Source organism: Streptomyces araujoniae, assembly GCF_050871195.1.
In the GTDB taxonomy this organism is placed as follows: Bacteria; Actinomycetota; Actinomycetes; order Streptomycetales; family Streptomycetaceae; genus Streptomyces; species Streptomyces bacillaris.
In genome coordinates this window covers 1533958-1550078 of record NZ_CP194070.1, presented here as the reverse complement: position 1 = coordinate 1550078, position 16121 = coordinate 1533958, and the positions used below count along the sequence as shown (strand labels likewise).

Here is a 16121-nt window from a genome sequence, read left to right as displayed (position 1 = left end):
GGTCGGACATCACCTGCCTACTTCAGGCACCGCGGACCACGACAGGCGTCACCGGCTGAACCCGGTCCGGGGTTCACGGGCCGGCCCGGGCGCCAACGGCCGGATCCGGGCTTCGCCGGCCGAACCAGGGCGCCGCCACCGGCTATGCCCGGACCGGGGTTGACCGGCTGGCCCCGGGCGTCACCGGTCCGATCCGGGCTTCGTCGGCCGCCCCCGGGCACCGGCGTCGGCCGCCCCCGGGCACCGGCGTCGGCCGAACCCGGCCGCCACCCCTGAACCCGGTCCGGAATACCGACCACCGGCCGGACGTTGAAAACGCGGCAGCGAAGGGAAGGATGCGACCGTGCCCGAGAGCAACCCGGAAACTCATGTCATCGACTTCCGGGCGGCCGAGCGACTGCTCGACGCCCGGGACCCCCGGGGCGCGGTCAAACTCCTCGACTCCGTGATCGCCGCCCACCCGGAGAACACCGCCGCCCGGCTGCTCCGGGCCCGCGCCTTCTTCGCCGCCGCGCAACTGCGCCCGGCCGAGCTGGAGTTCGAGCTGGTGCTGGAGCGCGAGCCGGACAACGCCTTCGCGCACTACGCCCTGGCCCGTACCTTCGAGCGCGCGGGGCGACCGGACGCGGCGACCCGGCACTTCCGGCTCGCGGCGGCGCTCGATCCGAAGCCGGAGTACCTGAAGGCGGCCCGGTTCGAGGCCGAGGACTGAGCGCAGTCCCGGGCACGTCCTGGCGCCCCGGCCAGGGGCCTCACGGAGGTCTCGTCCCGTCCCCGGGGTCCGGCCCGCGCCACCGGGGGCGGCCGTCCCGGTCGGGCTCGTACGGGGGCACGTCCCGCCCCGGCTGGTAGCGCGCCCCCTGACGCATGCGGTACGTGACCACCCAGAGGTCCAGCAGCGTGAGGGCCAGGAGCACCGCGCACGCCACCGCCCAGCCCGGCCGCCCGGTCAGCGAGAACGCCAGCAGGCCGAAGAGCGCCCAGAACGTCCCCCAGAGACTCAGCCAGAGCCGCAGCCGCAGCGGACTGCGGGCGGTCGCGGGCTCACTGCCGGTACGCATGGCGATCACCTCACCCTCCAGCATGGACCCCGCACGCCCCGGGCGGGAACCAGGGCCGCCCGGGCGTCCGTTGCTCCTGCGCTGGCGGAACACCGGTGCGTGTGGGATCCGCGGGGACGGCCCCGGGAGCCACCACCCCGGACGGCCGCGCCGTCGAGCCGGCTCCGGATCGCCCCCCGCCGATCCGGTGGGGGAGGGGTGCGGTCGGTGCGCGCGGGGCACGACCGCGGTGGCGCGCTGCGGACCCGGACGTTCCGGCCACGCGAACCGTCCTACGGGCAGCTCGCCGGACACCTGGCGGCGGCCCGCCCAAGGTGGACCGCACCCTCACCGACGACGGCACCCCGGCCCCCGGCCGCTCGGCCGGCCCGTCTCCTCCGCTGACCCGCCCCCGGCTGTCGGCCTGACCGCTCGGCTGACCCGTCTCTTCCGTCGGCCCGCCTCCTCCGCCGGTCTGCTGCTTCAGCGAGCGATCCGCTCAGTGCACGAAGGTGTAGCTGCGCCACGGCGGGCCGCTCTCGGCCGCCACATCGCTGAACCGGGTGGCCACGTAGGCCGTCCCCTTACCCGTGCAGTCGCGCGTGGGGTAGAGGATGATGTCGACCAGCGTGCCGTTCTCGATCTCCCGGGCCCCGCTGGGGGCGAGCCGGTGGCAGCCGCGTACCGAGGGGCTGTTCACCTGCACCACCGCGTCGCGGTCGGTGTGATACGTCACCGGGCCGACGGCGGTACGGCCGAGGCCCGAGCAGCCCGAGACGGTGAGGGCGAGGAGCGAGGCTGCGGCGACGGCGCCGAGACGGCGTCGGCGGCGGGGATCGGGCGCGGTCACGGACATGGGCGGGTCCTCGTCTGCTCGTCCGGTGCTCGTCCGGCTCTCACCGGTGCTCGTCCGGTTCGTTCGGTACGCCTTCGGCTCTCATCGGTGCGCCGCTGAGACGTGCTGGCGCTGGCCACCCTGCCCGCTCCGCGCCCTCCGGGCATCCGGTGTGCGGCCGACCGGGCGAGGCGCCGGGCGGAACGGGGAACGGTCCCCGTCGGCGTCCGGACGGCGGAGGGGCACCCCCGCCGGTGCGCGGAGGCCGACCGTCCGTTACTGAGCGTGTCCGGCGCCGAGTGGGGTTCGCTCGCACCGGACCCCGCTCCGACCTGCGGTGATACGGCCGTGGACGGCACTGTCAGACCCCGCGCCTAGACTCGCAGAGTCAGCAGAGAACGGTGCTGGACCGGACCGGTATCGATCCGGTGGACCGGGCGGACCCGGTGGACCGGAGTGGACCGGTGGATCAGGCGGGAGGGGGTGACCGGAATGGCTGCTCAGGGTGTGCGCGCTCCGGGCGGTGACGCGCCGGAGGAGGCGGACGTCGGCCGTCTGCTGCGCTGCGCTGCGGTCTTCCTGCCCGGCTCCGTCCCGAGGGAGGGCCTGTTCGCCTTCTGGGACCCGCACGCCGACATCCCCGGGGGCCCGTCGTCCTTCGTGTACGCGTCCACGGCCCACTCCGACGACCGGGCCCCGGCCGACACCGTGCCGTACCGTCCGGCCGAGGTCACCGTGGTCCGGCGGGAGACCGGCCCGGGGGACGGGACGCCCGCCGCCGGACACCCCGGTGTCCGGAGCGCCGAGGTGCCCGCCGCGCTGCTCTCCGTGGCCGACGCGCTGCCCGTGCTCGTCCGGGCCCGGCACCAGGCGTCCGCCCACCCCGCCACCCGCTGCTGGGGGGCGGCCGCCCTGCACGCCCTCCACCTGGTCGCGCGCGGCCGGCTCCTGCCCGGTCTCACGGCGGACGCCCACGACGCCTGGCGGGCGGGCCCCCGCGATGCCGAGGACGTCGCGCACCTGCGGGCCACCGCCGCCGCGCTGCCGCCAGAGGGGCACGCCGTGCCGCTCCCGGGGCTGGACCCGCCCCGGCTCCCCGACCCGGAGGCGCTGATCGGCTCCTTCCTGGACGCGGTGGCCGACACCCTCCCGCGCACCCCGGCCGCCGCCTTCGCGATGGGCGCGCCCTTCGCCGCCCGTGAGCCGCAGCACCTGCCCCACGCCGCCGCCTGGGCCGTCGAGGTGGCCTCGGGGGTGGACGCGGGGGTACGGGTCTCGCTCCGGCTCGACCTCTCCGCCTACGAGCTGTTCGACACCGCCGACACGTACGCCGTCACGGCCGCCGGGGAGGACGCACCGGAGCACGCCTCACCCCCCGACGACCCGGCGCGCCCGCACGGGCCGGGGCGCCCCCGCGATCCCGTGCACCCCCGTGACCCGGCGCACCGCCATGCCGCCGCGGCCGTCGTGCAGGTGCACAGCCTCGCCGACCCGACGTACGTGGTCGACGCCGCCGCCCTGTGGAACGGGCTCGCGGGCGAGCCGTTCGGGCCGCGCTCCCAGGTTGACGCGGTGCTGGCGCTGCGCCGGGCCGCCCGGGTCTGGCCCCCGCTGGAACGGCTGCTGGACCAGCCCGTCCCCGATGTCCTCGCGATCACCGAGGACGAGCTGTACGAGCTGCTGAGCGACGCGGGAGCCCGGCTGGCGGCCGCCGGGGTCCAGGTGCACTGGCCGCGCGAGCTGGCCCGTTCGCTCACCGCGGCCGCCGTCGTACGGCCCGCGCCCGGGTCGGCCACCGACGGCACCTCGTTCTTCGACGCCGAGCAGCTCTTCGCCTTCGACTGGCAGCTCTCCCTGGGCGACGAGCGGCTGACCGAGGCCGAGATGGACGCCCTGGCCGAGGCCCACCGTCCGGTGGTGCGGCTGCGCGACCAGTGGGTGGTCGTCGACCCCGGCCTCGTACGGAAGGCGCGCAAGCGGGAGCTGGGGCTGCTGGACCCGGTGGACGCGCTGGCCGTCGCCCTCACCGGGAGCGCGGAGGTGGACGGCGAACGGGTCGAGGCCGTGCCCGCCGGAGCCCTCGCCGCCCTCCGTGCGCGTCTCCTCGACGAGGACACCACGATCGCCCCGCCGCCCGGGCTCGACGCGACCCTGCGCGACTACCAGCTGCGCGGCCTGGCCTGGCTGGACCGGATGACCTCGCTCGGGCTGGGCGGCTGTCTGGCGGACGACATGGGCCTCGGCAAGACGATCACCCTCATCGCCCTCCATCTGCACCGGGCCCGGCAGGCCCCCACGCTCGTCGTCTGCCCCGCCTCCCTCCTCGGCAACTGGCACCGGGAGATCAACCGCTTCGCCCCCGGCGTCCCCGTCCGCCGCTTCCACGGCACCGACCGGGAGCTGGGCGGGCAGGACGGCGGCTTCGTCCTCACCACGTACGGCACGATGCGCTCCAGCGCCGGGCAGCTCGCCGCGCACACCTGGGGGCTCGTCGTCGCCGACGAGGCCCAGCACGTCAAGAACCCGCACTCCTCCACCGCCAAGGCCCTGCGCACCATCCCCGCCCCCGCCAGGGTCGCCCTGACCGGCACCCCCGTGGAGAACAACCTCTCCGAGCTGTGGGCCCTGCTCGACTGGACGACCCCCGGACTGCTCGGCCCGCTGAAGGCGTTCCGGGCCCGGCACGCCCGGATCGTGGAGAGCACGGGCACCGCCGCGGGCCTCGGCAACGACGAGGCGGTCGAGCGGCTCGCCCGGCTGGTCCGCCCCTTCCTGCTCCGCCGCAGGAAGTCCGACCCCGGTATCGCCCCCGAGCTGCCGCCCAAGACGGAGACCGACCACCCCGTCTCCCTCACCCGGGAGCAGGCCACGCTCTACGAGGCGGCGGTGCGCGAGACCATGGCGCAGATCGAGGGGGCCGAGGGCATCGCCCGCCGCGGTCTCGTCATGAAACTGCTGACCGCGCTCAAGCAGATCTGCAACCACCCGGCGCAGTATCTGAAGGAGGAGCCCACCCGGCTCACCGGCCGCTCCGGCAAGCTCGCCCTGCTCGACGAACTCCTCGACACGATCCTGGCCGAGGACGGCTCGGTCCTGATCTTCACCCAGTACGTGACCATGGCCCGGCTCCTCTCCGCCCACCTCGCCGCCCGGGCGGTCCCCTCCCAACTCCTGCACGGCGGAACACCGGTGGCCGAGCGGGAGCGGATGGTGGACCGCTTCCAGTCCGGCGAGATCCCCGTCTTCCTGCTCTCCCTCAAGGCCGCAGGCACCGGGCTCAACCTCACCCGCGCCGCCCATGTCGTCCACTACGACCGCTGGTGGAACCCGGCCGTGGAGGAGCAGGCCACCGACCGGGCGTACCGCATCGGCCAGACCCAGCCCGTGCAGGTCCACCGCCTCGTCGCGGAGGGCACGGTGGAGGACAGGATCGGTGAGCTGCTGGAGTCCAAGCGGGCCCTGGCGGACGCGGTCCTCGGCACCGGCGAGACCGCCCTCACCGAGCTGAGCGACCGGGATCTGGCCGACCTCGTCTCGCTGCGGAGGCCCGCATGAGCCCGCCCCTCGTCCCGCCGGGGAGGCCCGTATGAGTCCGCGCCCGACCCCCGGTTCCCGGCCGCGCCCGGCAGCGGCATCCGGGGCGGAACCCCGCCCGACGTCTCGGTCCGCACCCCGTTCGGCGCCGCGCGCCCGGCCGGGCCCCGACGATCTGCGGCGTACCTTCGAGGCGGTGCCCGCCCGGACCGCGCGGGAGGGCGAGCCCTTCGCGGACAGCTGGTGGGGCCGCGCCTGGGTGGCCGCCCTGGAGTCGCTGTCGATGGACGGGGCCCGGCTCGCCCGCGGCCGGGCCTACGCCGACGAGGGCAAGGTCGCCGCGATCACCGTCACCCCCGGCCGGGTCGTCGCCTATGTGCACGGCAGCCGCCCCCGCCCCTACCGCGCGGAACTGCGCCTGCGCGCCTTCACCGACACCGGCTGGGACACCCTGCTCGGCGCGGTCGCCGCCCACCCCGGCCACCTCTCCGCGCTGCTGGCCAAGGAGATGCCGCACTCCCTGACCGACACCGCCCGGGACGCCGACGTCCGGCTGCTGCCCGGCGGGGACGACCTGGACCCGAGCTGTACGTGCCCCGACCACGGCCGGCCCTGCAAGCATGTCGCCGCCCTCTGCTACCAGACCGCACGGCTGCTCGACAGCGACCCGTTCGTCCTGCTGCTGATGCGGGGCCGGGGCGAGCGGGAGCTGCTGGACGAGCTGGGCCGCCGCAACGCCGAGCACTCCGCCCGCGAACGCCCCGCCGCCCCGCCCGTCCCCCCGTCGCTGCCGGCGGCGGAGGCCTGGGCGGACCGGTTCCTGCCGCCGCTCCCGCCACCCCTTCCCGTACCACCGCACCCCGACCGGGCGCCGTCCTACCCGGACCTGCCGGGCGCGCGCGACCCGCTGGGCCTGGACCACCTCGCCACCGACGCGGCGGCCCGCGCCCACGCGCTCCTCACGACCGGCCGCGACCCGCTGGCCGGGCTCACCCCCTGGCAGGACGCCGTCCGGATCGCCGCCTCCCGCCCGACCGCCGGGCTCACCGCCACCACCCGCGCGCTCTACCGGGAGCTGGCCCACGCCACCGGCCGCAACACCACCGACCTGGCCCGCGCGGTGGCCGCCTGGCGGCAGGGCGGAGCCGAGGGGCTCGCGGTTTTGGAGGAGCCCTGGGACCCGCCGGCGGGCCCCTTCGACCGGGCCAGACCGCTGCTGGCCGCCGCCGGGTTCCCGCGCTTCACGCCCCGGCGCAACCACCTCACCCACCCCGACGGCTCGCTCCAGCTCCGCTTCGGCCCCGACATGCGCTGGTACGGCTACGAGTCCGACCCCGGCGCCGACGACTGGTGGCCCCGAGCCGCCCCGCAGCACGACCCGGTCACCGCCCTCGACGCACTGCTGGCCGGCGACGCGGTCCCGGACCCGGAGGACACCCCGTCGTACGTCCGTTGAACCCGTACGTCTACTGGACCCGCACGTCCGTTGGACCGTACGCCCGTTGGACCGTACGGCCGGTGGACCGTACGTCTGTCGAAACGCGAGCCCGTTGAATCGCGCGCCGGGCGCAGAACGCGAGCGGGTAAGGGCGGTGGAGTGGGCAGGGCCGGTGGAGCGGGCGCGGGCGGTAAAACCTTTGGCCACCGCCCAGTTGGTCCTGTTAGCGTCCTCGACGTGGCGAAACTCAATCAGATCATCGCAGTGGAGAAGGGCGTCAAGTCCAAGGCGCACCAGGACCTGACGGCAGCACATCACGGCCTGCAGAAGGCCGCGCTGCTGGCCGGCATCTCCCGGACCTACCAGCCCAAGGACGAGGAGGGCGAGCAGCTTCCGCCCGAGTCGACCCTGGTCCAGGTCAGGACCGAGGACGTGCTGCGGGAGACCGCCGCCACGCTCACCCGGCTCTTCGACGTGACCGCCACCAAGGACTGGGCCAACTGCTCGGCCCGGGCCGATGTGAAGGTCGACGGCCGGGTGCTGGTGGCCGAGGTGCCGGTGTCGTATCTGCTCTTCCTGGAGAAGCAGCTCACCGACCTGAACACCTTCATCCGCAAGCTCCCGGTGCTGGACGCGGCCGAGGCCTGGGTGCAGGACCCGTCCACCGACGCCTGGAAGACCGAGCCGGTCCGCACGGTCCGTACGAAGAAGGTGCCCCGCAACCACGTCAAGGCGGAGGCCACCGAGAAGCACCCGGCCCAGGTCGAGGTGTACTACGAGGACATCCCGATCGGTTACTGGACGACCGTCAAGTTCTCCGGTGCGCTGCCCGCGCGGCGCGTCAACGAACTGCTGGACCGGGTCGAGAAGCTCCAGCAGGCCGTCAAGTTCGCCCGCGAGGAGGCCAACGGCGCGGAGGTCACCGACCAGCGGGTGGGTGATGCGGTATTCGGTTACCTCTTCGGGTGACCGACCATGGATTCCCCGGCCGCCGATGACGGTGACCGGGGTGCGCGAGGAGCGCAAGCTGAAACTGAAGCTTGTCGTGAAGGCGCGGTTCCAGTGGAGGTTCGAATCCTCCCTCCGGTACGGGCCGGAGTAGCCCAAGCAGGCAGAGGCAGACCGCCGTCAATCTCAGACTCTTGCTCCAGACTCAGCATTCGCCGCCGATCGCCGGATCGAACGGGCCCGGGCCCGCGCGCGTCGAGATGCCGGTTCAAGTCCGGCCCGCAGAGCTCCGATCTGCGGTGGTCCAAAGGCAGGACGCGACGACATCATGACTGACCCGGACCCTTAAACGTGCCGGCGTGCCCGATGGGCGGCACACTCAGGGCCCGGAGGCCGGCTACGCCTCCGGGCCCGCTCCCGTTCCGGGGACGGGGACAGAGGCAGGGACAGGGACAGAGGGACAGGGCCGGAGCAGGCCGCACAGGTCACTGGCGATATCCGTTCAGGAACCGGCCGATGCGGCTGATCGCCGCGTCGAGGTCGTCGGCGTACGGCAGGGTCAGGATGCGGAAGTGGTCCGGGCGCGGCCAGCTGAAGCCCGTGCCCTGCACCACCTGGATTTTCTCGCGCAGCAGCAGGTCCAGCACGAACTTCTCGTCGTCGACGATGGGGTGCACCTTCGGATCGATGCGCGGGAACGCGTACAGCGCGCCCTTCGGCTTCACGCACGAGACACCCGGGATCTCGTTCAGCCGCTCCCACGCCCGGTTCCGCTGCTCGTGCAGCCTGCCGCCCGGCGCCACCAGCTCGCGGATGGACTGCCGTCCGCCGAGCGCGGCCTGGATGGCGTATTGCGCGGGCGCGTTGGGGCAGAGCCGCATGGAGGCCAGCATGGTCAGGCCCTCCAGATAGTTGCGGGCGTGCTGCCGCGGGCCGGAGACCACCATCCAGCCGGAGCGGAACCCCGCCACCCGGTACGTCTTCGAGAGCCCGCTGAAGGTGAGGCAGACCAGGTCCGGGGCGAGGACGGCCGCGCTGTGGTGCTCGGCGCCGTCGTACAGGATCTGGTCGTAGATCTCGTCCGCGAAGACCATCAGGTTGTGCCGGCGGGCCAGATCCAGAATGCCTTCGAGGATCTCGCGCGGATAGACCGCGCCCGTCGGGTTGTTCGGGTTGATGATCACGACGGCCTTGGTGCGGTCGGTGATCTTCGACGCCATGTCGGCGAGGTCGGGGTTCCAGTCGGCGCCCTCGTCGCAGACGTAGTGCACGGCCTTTCCGCCCGCGAGTGTGGTCACCGCCGTCCAGAGCGGGAAGTCCGGGGCCGGGATCAGCACCTCGTCGCCGTCCTCCAGCAGCGCCTGTACGGCCATCGAGATCAGCTCGGAGACCCCGTTGCCCAGGAAGACGTCGTCCACGCCGACCTCGGTCAGCCCCATGGACTGGTAGCGCTGGGCCACCGCCCGCCGCGCGGAGAGGATGCCGCGCGAATCGGTGTAGCCGTGGGCCTGCGGCAGCATCCGGATCATGTCCTGGACGATCTCCTCCGGTGCCTCGAAGCCGAAGAGCGCCGGATTGCCCGTGTTGAGCCGGAGCACGCTGTGGCCCGCCTCCTCCAGGGCGTTGGCGTGCTCGATGACCGGGCCCCGGATCTCGTAACAGACCTCGTTGAGCTTGCTGGACTGCCGGAACTCCATGCGGTGCCTCCCCGAGCCGAACTGCGATACTTGGTTTTACCAAGCTGGAGCTTGGAAAGTCCAACAACATGTCTAGACTGCGTCGTATGCCACGTCAGCAGCCCGCCGCCCAACGTCCCGTCAGACGCCGGAGCTATGACCAGTTCTGCGCCTCCGCCCGTGCCCTCGACTCCGTGGGCGACCGGTGGACGCTGCTGATCGTCCGCGAACTGCTCGCCGGACCCCGCCGCTACACCGACCTCCACGCCGACCTGCCCGGCGTCTCCACCGATGTCCTGGCCTCCCGCCTCAAGGACATGGAGCAGGGCGGCCTCGCCGTACGCCGCAGGCTCCCGCCGCCCGCCGCCGCCTCGGTCTACGAACTGACCGAGCGCGGTCACGGCCTGCTCCCCGTCCTCACCGCCCTCGCCGAGTGGGGCGCCCCGGCCCTCGCCGAGCGCCGCCCCACCGACGCCGTACGCGCCCACTGGTTCGCCCTGCCCCTGCTGCGCGCCCTGACCGGGCTCACCCAGGAGGGTGTCCTCGAAGTGCGTGTGGACGAGGGCGAGTTCCACGTCCGTACGGGAGGGGGCGCGGCGGCCGGACCGGGGGGCGAGCCGTACGGGTTCGGCCCGGCGCCCCGGCCCGACGCCCGCATCACTCTCGACGCGGAACTCTGCCTGGAGCTGGGGCGCGGCGAGGTCGCCCTCGCGGAGGCGGTCAAGGACGGACGGATCGAGGTGACGGGGGAGGGGCCGCTCGCCACCGAGCTGCGGGGCGGGTGAGGCGTGCGGGGCCGGGCCCTCCGGGGCGTGGCTTCCGGTCCGGTCCTCCGGGCCGGGGGTCCTCGGGCCGTGTCCCTCCGGCCCGTGGCCTCCGGGCTCCGCCTTCCGGGTTCTGGCGCCCGGGTTCTGGCTCCGGGCTCTGGCTCCCGGTCGGTTCCTCCGGGTTGGGGCCTCCGATCCTGGTTCTCCGATCCTGGTTCTCCGCTCTGTGTTCTCCGGATCCGTGTCCTCCGGTCCGTGGCCCCCGGCGTGGATGATGGGGGCGTGCGACTCGAAGCGATCACCTGGGAACGGCTGGCCGGTGAGCTGGCACGGCACGCGGACGGCCTGACCGCCGCCGACGGATCACCCCGGCTCGCCCTCGGCGTCGACGGTGCCCCGGCCGCCCGCACCGCTGACCTGGCCGAACGCGTCGCCGGTGAGCTGCGGCTGCGGGGCCGGCCGGTGCTCGTGGTCCCCGCCGAGGGCTTCCTGCGCCCGGCGAGCCTGCGGTTCGAGTACGGGAAGGAGGACCCGGACGCGTACGCGGACAGCTGGTTCGACACGGGCGCGCTCTGGCGCGAGGTGTTCGGGCCGCTGGAGGCGGGCGGCTCCGGGCGGGTGCTGCCCGACCTGTGGGACCCGGTGACGGACCGCGCCACGCGCACCCCGTACCGGGAGGTGCCCGAGGGCGGGATGGTGATCGTGCACGGGCCGCTGCTGCTCGGCCACTGGTTCCCGTTCGCGCTGAGCGTCCATGTGCGGCTCTCGGAGGGCGCGTTGCGACGGCGCACGCCGGAGGCGGAGCGGTGGACGCTGCCCGCTTTCGCCCGGTACGAGGAGGAGGTGTCGCCCGCCGAACGCGCGGATGTGGTGGTGCGCGCCGACGACCCTGGGCATCCGGCGTGGTCGGGAGTGGACGAGCCCTAGAGGCTTGGGGCGACCGACCGAGGCGGGGGCCTACCGGTGACGCGGGAGGCCGGGGCGGTCCCGGGCGCCCCCTTCCGTCCGGCCGTTCCCGCTGCTCCCGTTGCTCCCTCTGGCCCGGCTGCTCCCTCTGCCCCCGCTGTTCCGGCTGCGTGGGAGGCTGGCGTCGTGGCGATTGGGGGGTGGCAGGCCGCCGGCCGTGGGGGCTACGGGGGTGGCCGGCCGCCCACCGTGCCGACCGCCTCGGCCCCGGCCCGGCAGCCCTCCGCCGCGGCGGCCCGGTCGTCCGCCCCGGCCAGCACCGCCGCGAGGAACCCGCCGGTGAACGCGTCGCCCGCGCCCGTGGAGTCGACCGGGACGGGGACCGGCCGGGCGCCGACCCGCCCCGTCACCCGGCCCCCGGCCGCCACGACCGCGCCCCCGCCGCCCAGGGTGACGACGACCCGGGGGAACGTACGGCTCAACTCTGCCGCCGCCTCGGCCGGTTCGGGCAGTCCGGTCAGCAGCCGGGCCTCGTCCGCGTTCGGCAGCAGCAGCTCGGCCCCCTCGGCGTACTCCAGAAACCGCTTCGGGCCCAGCTCCGCCAGGAACCCCGCCGACGCCGGGTCCACGCTCACCGGAATCCCGCGCTCCAAGGCCGTCCGCAGGGCGAGCAACGCGGCGGCGCGGCTGGTGGCGGCGAACAGGAGGTAGCCGGAGAGGTGCAGCCATCCCGCACCGTCGAGCATCGAGGGCGCGAAGTCCTCGACGGCGAGCCGCAGGACGGCCCCGCTGTCGGTGAGGAACGTCCGCTCGGCGGCGGAGTCCACCAGCGCGATGACCGTCGCGGTCGCCACCTCGTCGTCCACCGCCAGCAGCGCCCGCACCCCGGCCCGCTCCAGCGACTCCCGGTGCCAGTCGGCGGACTCCGCCCCGGCCCGGGCCAGCAACGCCACCTCCCGGCACCCCGAACGCACCGCCCAGCAGGCGACGTTGGCCCCCGCGCCACCGGGCAGGCTGCGGATCCGGGCGGCGGTGTCCGTGCCGTGGACGAGCGGGGACCCGTGCAGCGCCACGACATCCGTGACCACCTCCCCGACCACGAGGAGCCCGCGCCCCGGGACGGGGACGCCGCCGCCTGCCAGGGGGAGGTCCCCCGCACGGCCTTCGTTCCCGGGGAGGTTCACCGTACGGCGGTCTCCATCGGAGGGTTTCACGGTACGGCGGTCTCCATCGGGGAGGTTCACCGTGCGACGGTCTCCATCGGGGAGGTTCACCGTGCGGCCGCTGCCGCGGCGATCTCCGCCGCCAGCCGTACGTTCCCGCGCACCGCCGCCAGGTTCGCCTCCAGCGACGCGCCCTCGGTCCGCCGCATCAGCTGGTCCAGCAGGAACGGGGTCACGCCCTGCCCGGTGATCCCGCGCTCCCGGCACGCGTCGAGCGCCTCCGCCAGCACCCGGTCGTGCAGGACGGGGTCCAACTGGTCGGCTTCCGGTACGGGATTGGCGACGATCAGCGCCGTCTCCGGGCCGCCCAGCGCCTCCTTGGCCCGCACCATCTCCACCACCTCCGCGGGGCTGCGCACGGTCCAGTCGACCGGGTGGCCCGAGCTGCTCAGATAGAAGCCGGGGAAGTGCGCGGTGCCGTAGCCGACGATGCCCACCCCCAGGGTCTCCAGCCGCTGGAGCGTGGCGGGGACGTCGAGGATCGACTTCACCCCCGCGCAGACCACCGTGATACCGGTCCGGGCCAGCAGCCGCAGATCGGCGGACTCGTCCTGGTTCTCGGCCCACTCCCGGTGTACGCCCCCGAGGCCGCCGGTGGCGAAGAAGCGCAGCCCCGCCCGCGCCGCCAGGAACGCGGTCGCGGAGACCGTGGTCGCTCCGCTCGCCCCGAGCGCGAGCGCGGGGGCCAGATCGCGGTGGCCCAGCTTCCGGACCGCCGGATCGGTGGCGACCCGCTCCAACTGGTCCTTCTCCAGACCCGCATGGGCCCGGCCGTCCAGCACGGCGACGGTGGCCGGGACCGCTCCGGCGGACCGGACGATCCCTTCGAGTTCGAGCGCCACCCGGAGGTTGCGGGGGCGCGGCAGCCCGTGCGCGATGATCGTCGACTCCAGGGCCACGACGGGGAGGCCGTCGGCCAGCGCCGCGCGTACCTCGGCGGTCAGGACCGGCTCGTAGGAGGTGTCGATGTTCTGTGGCATGTCCCCATCCCTGTCGCGGGTGGGAGGGCCGCAAACCACGGGGGGACGGGTTCCGGCCCGTCCTGGTGGCGGGTCGGCCGGAAGTGGTCGCTAAGGTGACCGGCCATGACGACAAACGACCAGGCCCCCGCCTCCTTCGCCGTACACATCCCGGACGCCGACCTCGAACCGGAGCCCCTCGATCCGGCCCAGATCGTTTCGGGCGAGCCCGTGGTGACGGGCAAGGTGCTGTGGGAGTCCGCCGACGGCAAGCAGGTGCGCGGGATCTGGCAGATCACCCCGGGCGTGGTCACCGACACCGAGGCGAACGAGCTGTTCGTGGTCGTCAGCGGCCGGGCGACCGTGGCGGTCGAGGGCGGCGCGACCCTGGAGATCGGGCCGGGGGACGCCTGCGTGCTGCGCGAGGGCGACCGGACGACCTGGACGGTCCACGAGACGCTTCGCAAGGCGTACCACATCAGCCTCTGAGGCCTCCGGGACCTCAGAGGCATTCAACGCCTCCAACGCCTTCAGGCCTCCAAGGCCTCCAAGGTCTCCCATGTGTGTGAGGGCTTCCATGCCTGCGAGGCCTCCATCCCTGCGAGGTTCGCGGTGCGAGGGCTCCCGAGGGGCGCGGGCGCCCTCGCTCCTTCGGCCCCCTCACACCTTGGTCACCCCCGGCCGCTCCGCCCCCTTCAGGCTCCGGCGCAGGGCGAGCGCGGCCACCGGCAGGAGCAGGGCGGCGCCGATCGCGTTCAGCGGGCCGTACCCCCACTGGGCGACGATCACCCCGGCCGTCGCCCCGCCGATGCCCGCGGCCGCGTTCATGGTCAGGTCCGACAGGCCCTGCACGGCCGCCCGTGCCTCCTGCGGTACGGAGTCGGTGAGCAGCGCCGAGCCGGCGATCATCCCCGCCGACCAGCCGAGGCCGAGGAGGAAGAGCCCCAGGGCGGTCTGGCCGTGCCGGGGCCCCGCCGTCCCCGCGAGCAGGGCGGCGCCGCTCAGCAGGCCGACCGCCAGGCCGATCACGGAGAGCCGGCCGAACCGGTCGGCCAGCCATCCCATCACGGGCGAGAACGCGTACATGCCCGCGATATGGCCGCTGATGACCAGCCCGATCAGCTGGAGACCGGCGCCGTGCCCGCCCAGGTGAACCGGGGTCATGACCATGATCGACACCATCGCGGTGTGCGACACGGTGACGGTCCCCAGGGCCAGTTTGGCCATCGGCGACGCGCGGACCGCCGCGACCCCGGCGCGCAGGGACCGCTTCTGCCGCCCCTGAGGGCCCTGCGGGGCCAGGGCGCGCGCCGTGAGCAGCGGGTCGGGGCGCAGGAGCACGGCCACGACCACTCCGGCGAGCAGGAAGGCGACCGCGGACCAGAGGTAGGGGCCCGCGGTCTCGGGCACCGGGCTGCCGCGGAACACCCGGCCCGCCGGGGCCGCGATGTTGGGGCCGACCACCGAGCCGATCGTGGTGGCCCAGACGACGGTGGAGATCGCCCGGCCCCGCCGCTCCGGCCCGACGAGGTCGGCCGCCGCGAACCGGGCCTGGAGGTTGGCGGAGGACCCGGCGCCGAACGCCGCCATCCCGAGCAGCAACAGCGGGAAACTGCGGACCACCGTGCCGAGGACCACCAGGGCGCCGCCGAACGCGCCGATCAGATAGGCGAGCACCAGACCGGGGCGCCGGCCGCGCGAGGTCATCAGGGCGGCCAGCGGCAGTGACAGCAGCGCCGTACCGGCGACGGAAGCGGTCGGGGCCAGACCGGACAGGGCCTCGGTGCCGGTCACCTCGGTGGCCAGCATCGGAGCCAGGGCGATGCCGATGGCCACACCGAGGCCGCCGAGAATCTGACTGACGACGAGCACGGCAGAGGTACGGCGCTGGAGCGCGGGCAGCCCGGCCGCCGTGACGGGCGGGGCGACGGAGCGGGGGAGTGGTGTCACCGGCGCAGTGTGCCACTACGCGAACGGCGTGTTGCACCCGTACGGGTGAACCGGCCGATGAAGCGTCCGGATCGCCACCTCCGGAAGACACTCACAGTCGGCACCCCCTGGAACAGGCCGAGTGCCGACGCTCCCAGGAACAGGTCCCGGACCGGCGCTCCTCCGGATCCAGAGGCTTGGAACCCCTCTGGACCAGAGGCTTGGAACACCGACGGCTGGAAGCGACTGCTAGAACAGCGGCTGCGGGAGCACCCCTTCCAATGCCAGCAGGTGCCGCTTCGTCTCCAGCCCGCCGCCGAACCCCCCGAGGCCACCGCCGCTCTCCACCACCCGGTGGCAGGGCACCACCACGGGCAGCGGGTTGGACCCCATGGCGGCTCCCACCGCCTGCGCCCCCTCCGGTCGGCCGACCCGGGCGGCCAGCTCCCCGTACCCGACGACCGTCCCGTAGGGCACCCCGGACGCCAGCTCGCGGAGCACCTCGCGGGGGAAACCTGCCGTCAGCGACCAGTCCAGCGCCAGGCCGAAGTCCCGCAGCTCTCCCGCGAAGTACGCCGCGAGGCTGCGTATCGGCCCGGTCAGCCGGGCCGAGCCGGGCGCTTCCACCGGCTCCGTGCCCAGCCGCGTCCGCAGACGGGAGAGCGCCGCGTCCCGGACGTCAGGCCGGGCGTGGAAGGCCACCGTGACCAGACCGGCGGGGGTCGCGGCGAGCAGCAGCGGTCCCACGGCGCTCGCCACGACGCACCATTCGACGGTCGGCTCCGCACCGGGCCCGTAGCTGTTCATGCCGTCCACGGTACGACCGCCCACTGACAACGCCCGCCCACTGGAAACGGTCGCCCACA

14 protein-coding genes are annotated in these 16121 nt (G+C 74.2%); 7 read left to right on the top strand and 7 right to left on the bottom strand.

Going from position 1 to position 16121, the window contains the following annotated elements; translation table 11 throughout:
* Nucleotides 1-343: 343 nt before the first annotated feature.
* Nucleotides 344-712, top strand: a complete 369-nt coding sequence (locus ACQ9ZG_RS06600) for a tetratricopeptide repeat protein (RefSeq protein ID WP_018488078.1) — start codon at nt 344-346, stop codon at nt 710-712.
* 40 nt (nt 713-752) lie between these two features.
* On the opposite strand, the gene ACQ9ZG_RS06595 is transcribed toward ACQ9ZG_RS06600, so the two are convergent.
* Together ACQ9ZG_RS06595 and ACQ9ZG_RS06590 are read right to left on the bottom strand one after the other, a co-directional pair.
* On the bottom strand, nt 753-1085 hold the full coding sequence (locus tag ACQ9ZG_RS06595; protein WP_109916568.1) for a DUF6343 family protein: 333 nt from the start codon (nt 1083-1085) through the stop codon (nt 753-755).
* A gap of 454 nt (nt 1086-1539) precedes the next feature.
* On the bottom strand, nt 1540-1896 hold the full coding sequence (locus ACQ9ZG_RS06590; RefSeq protein ID WP_028419278.1) for a hypothetical protein: 357 nt from the start codon (nt 1894-1896) through the stop codon (nt 1540-1542).
* Nucleotides 1897-2367: 471 nt separating this feature from the next.
* Between ACQ9ZG_RS06590 and ACQ9ZG_RS06585 the strand changes: the two genes are divergently transcribed.
* The 3 genes from ACQ9ZG_RS06585 (at nt 2368) to ACQ9ZG_RS06575 (ending at nt 7816) form a co-directional block, all read left to right on the top strand.
* Entirely contained in the window at nt 2368-5430 is a 3063-nt protein-coding gene (locus tag ACQ9ZG_RS06585) for an SCO1167/SCO6262 family helicase (protein ID WP_499280095.1), read from the top strand.
* A 31-nt stretch (nt 5431-5461) separates the two neighbouring features.
* Nucleotides 5462-6865, top strand: coding sequence for an SWIM zinc finger family protein (locus ACQ9ZG_RS06580; RefSeq protein WP_499280094.1), 1404 nt, complete (start codon nt 5462-5464; stop codon nt 6863-6865).
* 219 nt (nt 6866-7084) lie between these two features.
* Nucleotides 7085-7816 (top strand): DUF7873 family protein, encoded by a 732-nt coding sequence (locus ACQ9ZG_RS06575; RefSeq protein WP_019763392.1) that lies wholly within the window; start codon nt 7085-7087, stop codon nt 7814-7816.
* Nucleotides 7817-8280: 464 nt separating this feature from the next.
* Here the strand turns inward: ACQ9ZG_RS06575 and ACQ9ZG_RS06570 are convergent, their stop codons facing one another.
* Complete coding sequence (locus ACQ9ZG_RS06570) at nt 8281-9492, bottom strand: pyridoxal phosphate-dependent aminotransferase (RefSeq protein WP_109916445.1); 1212 nt, start codon at nt 9490-9492, stop codon at nt 8281-8283.
* An 86-nt stretch (nt 9493-9578) separates the two neighbouring features.
* Between ACQ9ZG_RS06570 and ACQ9ZG_RS06565 the strand changes: the two genes are divergently transcribed.
* Both ACQ9ZG_RS06565 and ACQ9ZG_RS06560 read left to right on the top strand, forming a co-directional pair.
* The gene (locus ACQ9ZG_RS06565; RefSeq protein WP_237523383.1) at nt 9579-10256 is read left to right on the top strand and encodes a winged helix-turn-helix transcriptional regulator; all 678 of its coding nucleotides are present in this window, start codon (nt 9579-9581) and stop codon (nt 10254-10256) included.
* 264 nt (nt 10257-10520) lie between these two features.
* Complete coding sequence (locus tag ACQ9ZG_RS06560; RefSeq protein ID WP_109916446.1) at nt 10521-11165, top strand: nucleoside/nucleotide kinase family protein; 645 nt, start codon at nt 10521-10523, stop codon at nt 11163-11165.
* Nucleotides 11166-11368: 203 nt separating this feature from the next.
* Here the strand turns inward: ACQ9ZG_RS06560 and ACQ9ZG_RS06555 are convergent, their stop codons facing one another.
* On the bottom strand, nt 11369-12286 hold the full coding sequence (locus ACQ9ZG_RS06555) for a carbohydrate kinase family protein (protein ID WP_499281577.1): 918 nt from the start codon (nt 12284-12286) through the stop codon (nt 11369-11371).
* A gap of 128 nt (nt 12287-12414) precedes the next feature.
* Complete coding sequence (locus tag ACQ9ZG_RS06550; protein WP_109916212.1) at nt 12415-13347, bottom strand: pseudouridine-5'-phosphate glycosidase; 933 nt, start codon at nt 13345-13347, stop codon at nt 12415-12417.
* 105 nt (nt 13348-13452) lie between these two features.
* Here ACQ9ZG_RS06550 and ACQ9ZG_RS06545 point away from each other — a divergent pair, with 105 nt between their 5' ends.
* A complete protein-coding gene (locus ACQ9ZG_RS06545) occupies nt 13453-13815 on the top strand; it encodes a cupin domain-containing protein (RefSeq protein WP_018488094.1) in 363 nt (120 codons plus the stop codon).
* 171 nt (nt 13816-13986) lie between these two features.
* Here the strand turns inward: ACQ9ZG_RS06545 and ACQ9ZG_RS06540 are convergent, their stop codons facing one another.
* Together ACQ9ZG_RS06540 and ACQ9ZG_RS06535 are read right to left on the bottom strand one after the other, a co-directional pair.
* Nucleotides 13987-15198, bottom strand: a complete 1212-nt coding sequence (locus tag ACQ9ZG_RS06540; protein ID WP_239008997.1) for an MFS transporter — start codon at nt 15196-15198, stop codon at nt 13987-13989.
* Between the two features lie 306 nt (nt 15199-15504).
* Complete coding sequence (locus tag ACQ9ZG_RS06535; protein ID WP_109916215.1) at nt 15505-16062, bottom strand: methylated-DNA--[protein]-cysteine S-methyltransferase; 558 nt, start codon at nt 16060-16062, stop codon at nt 15505-15507.
* Nucleotides 16063-16121: the final 59 nt, after the last annotated feature.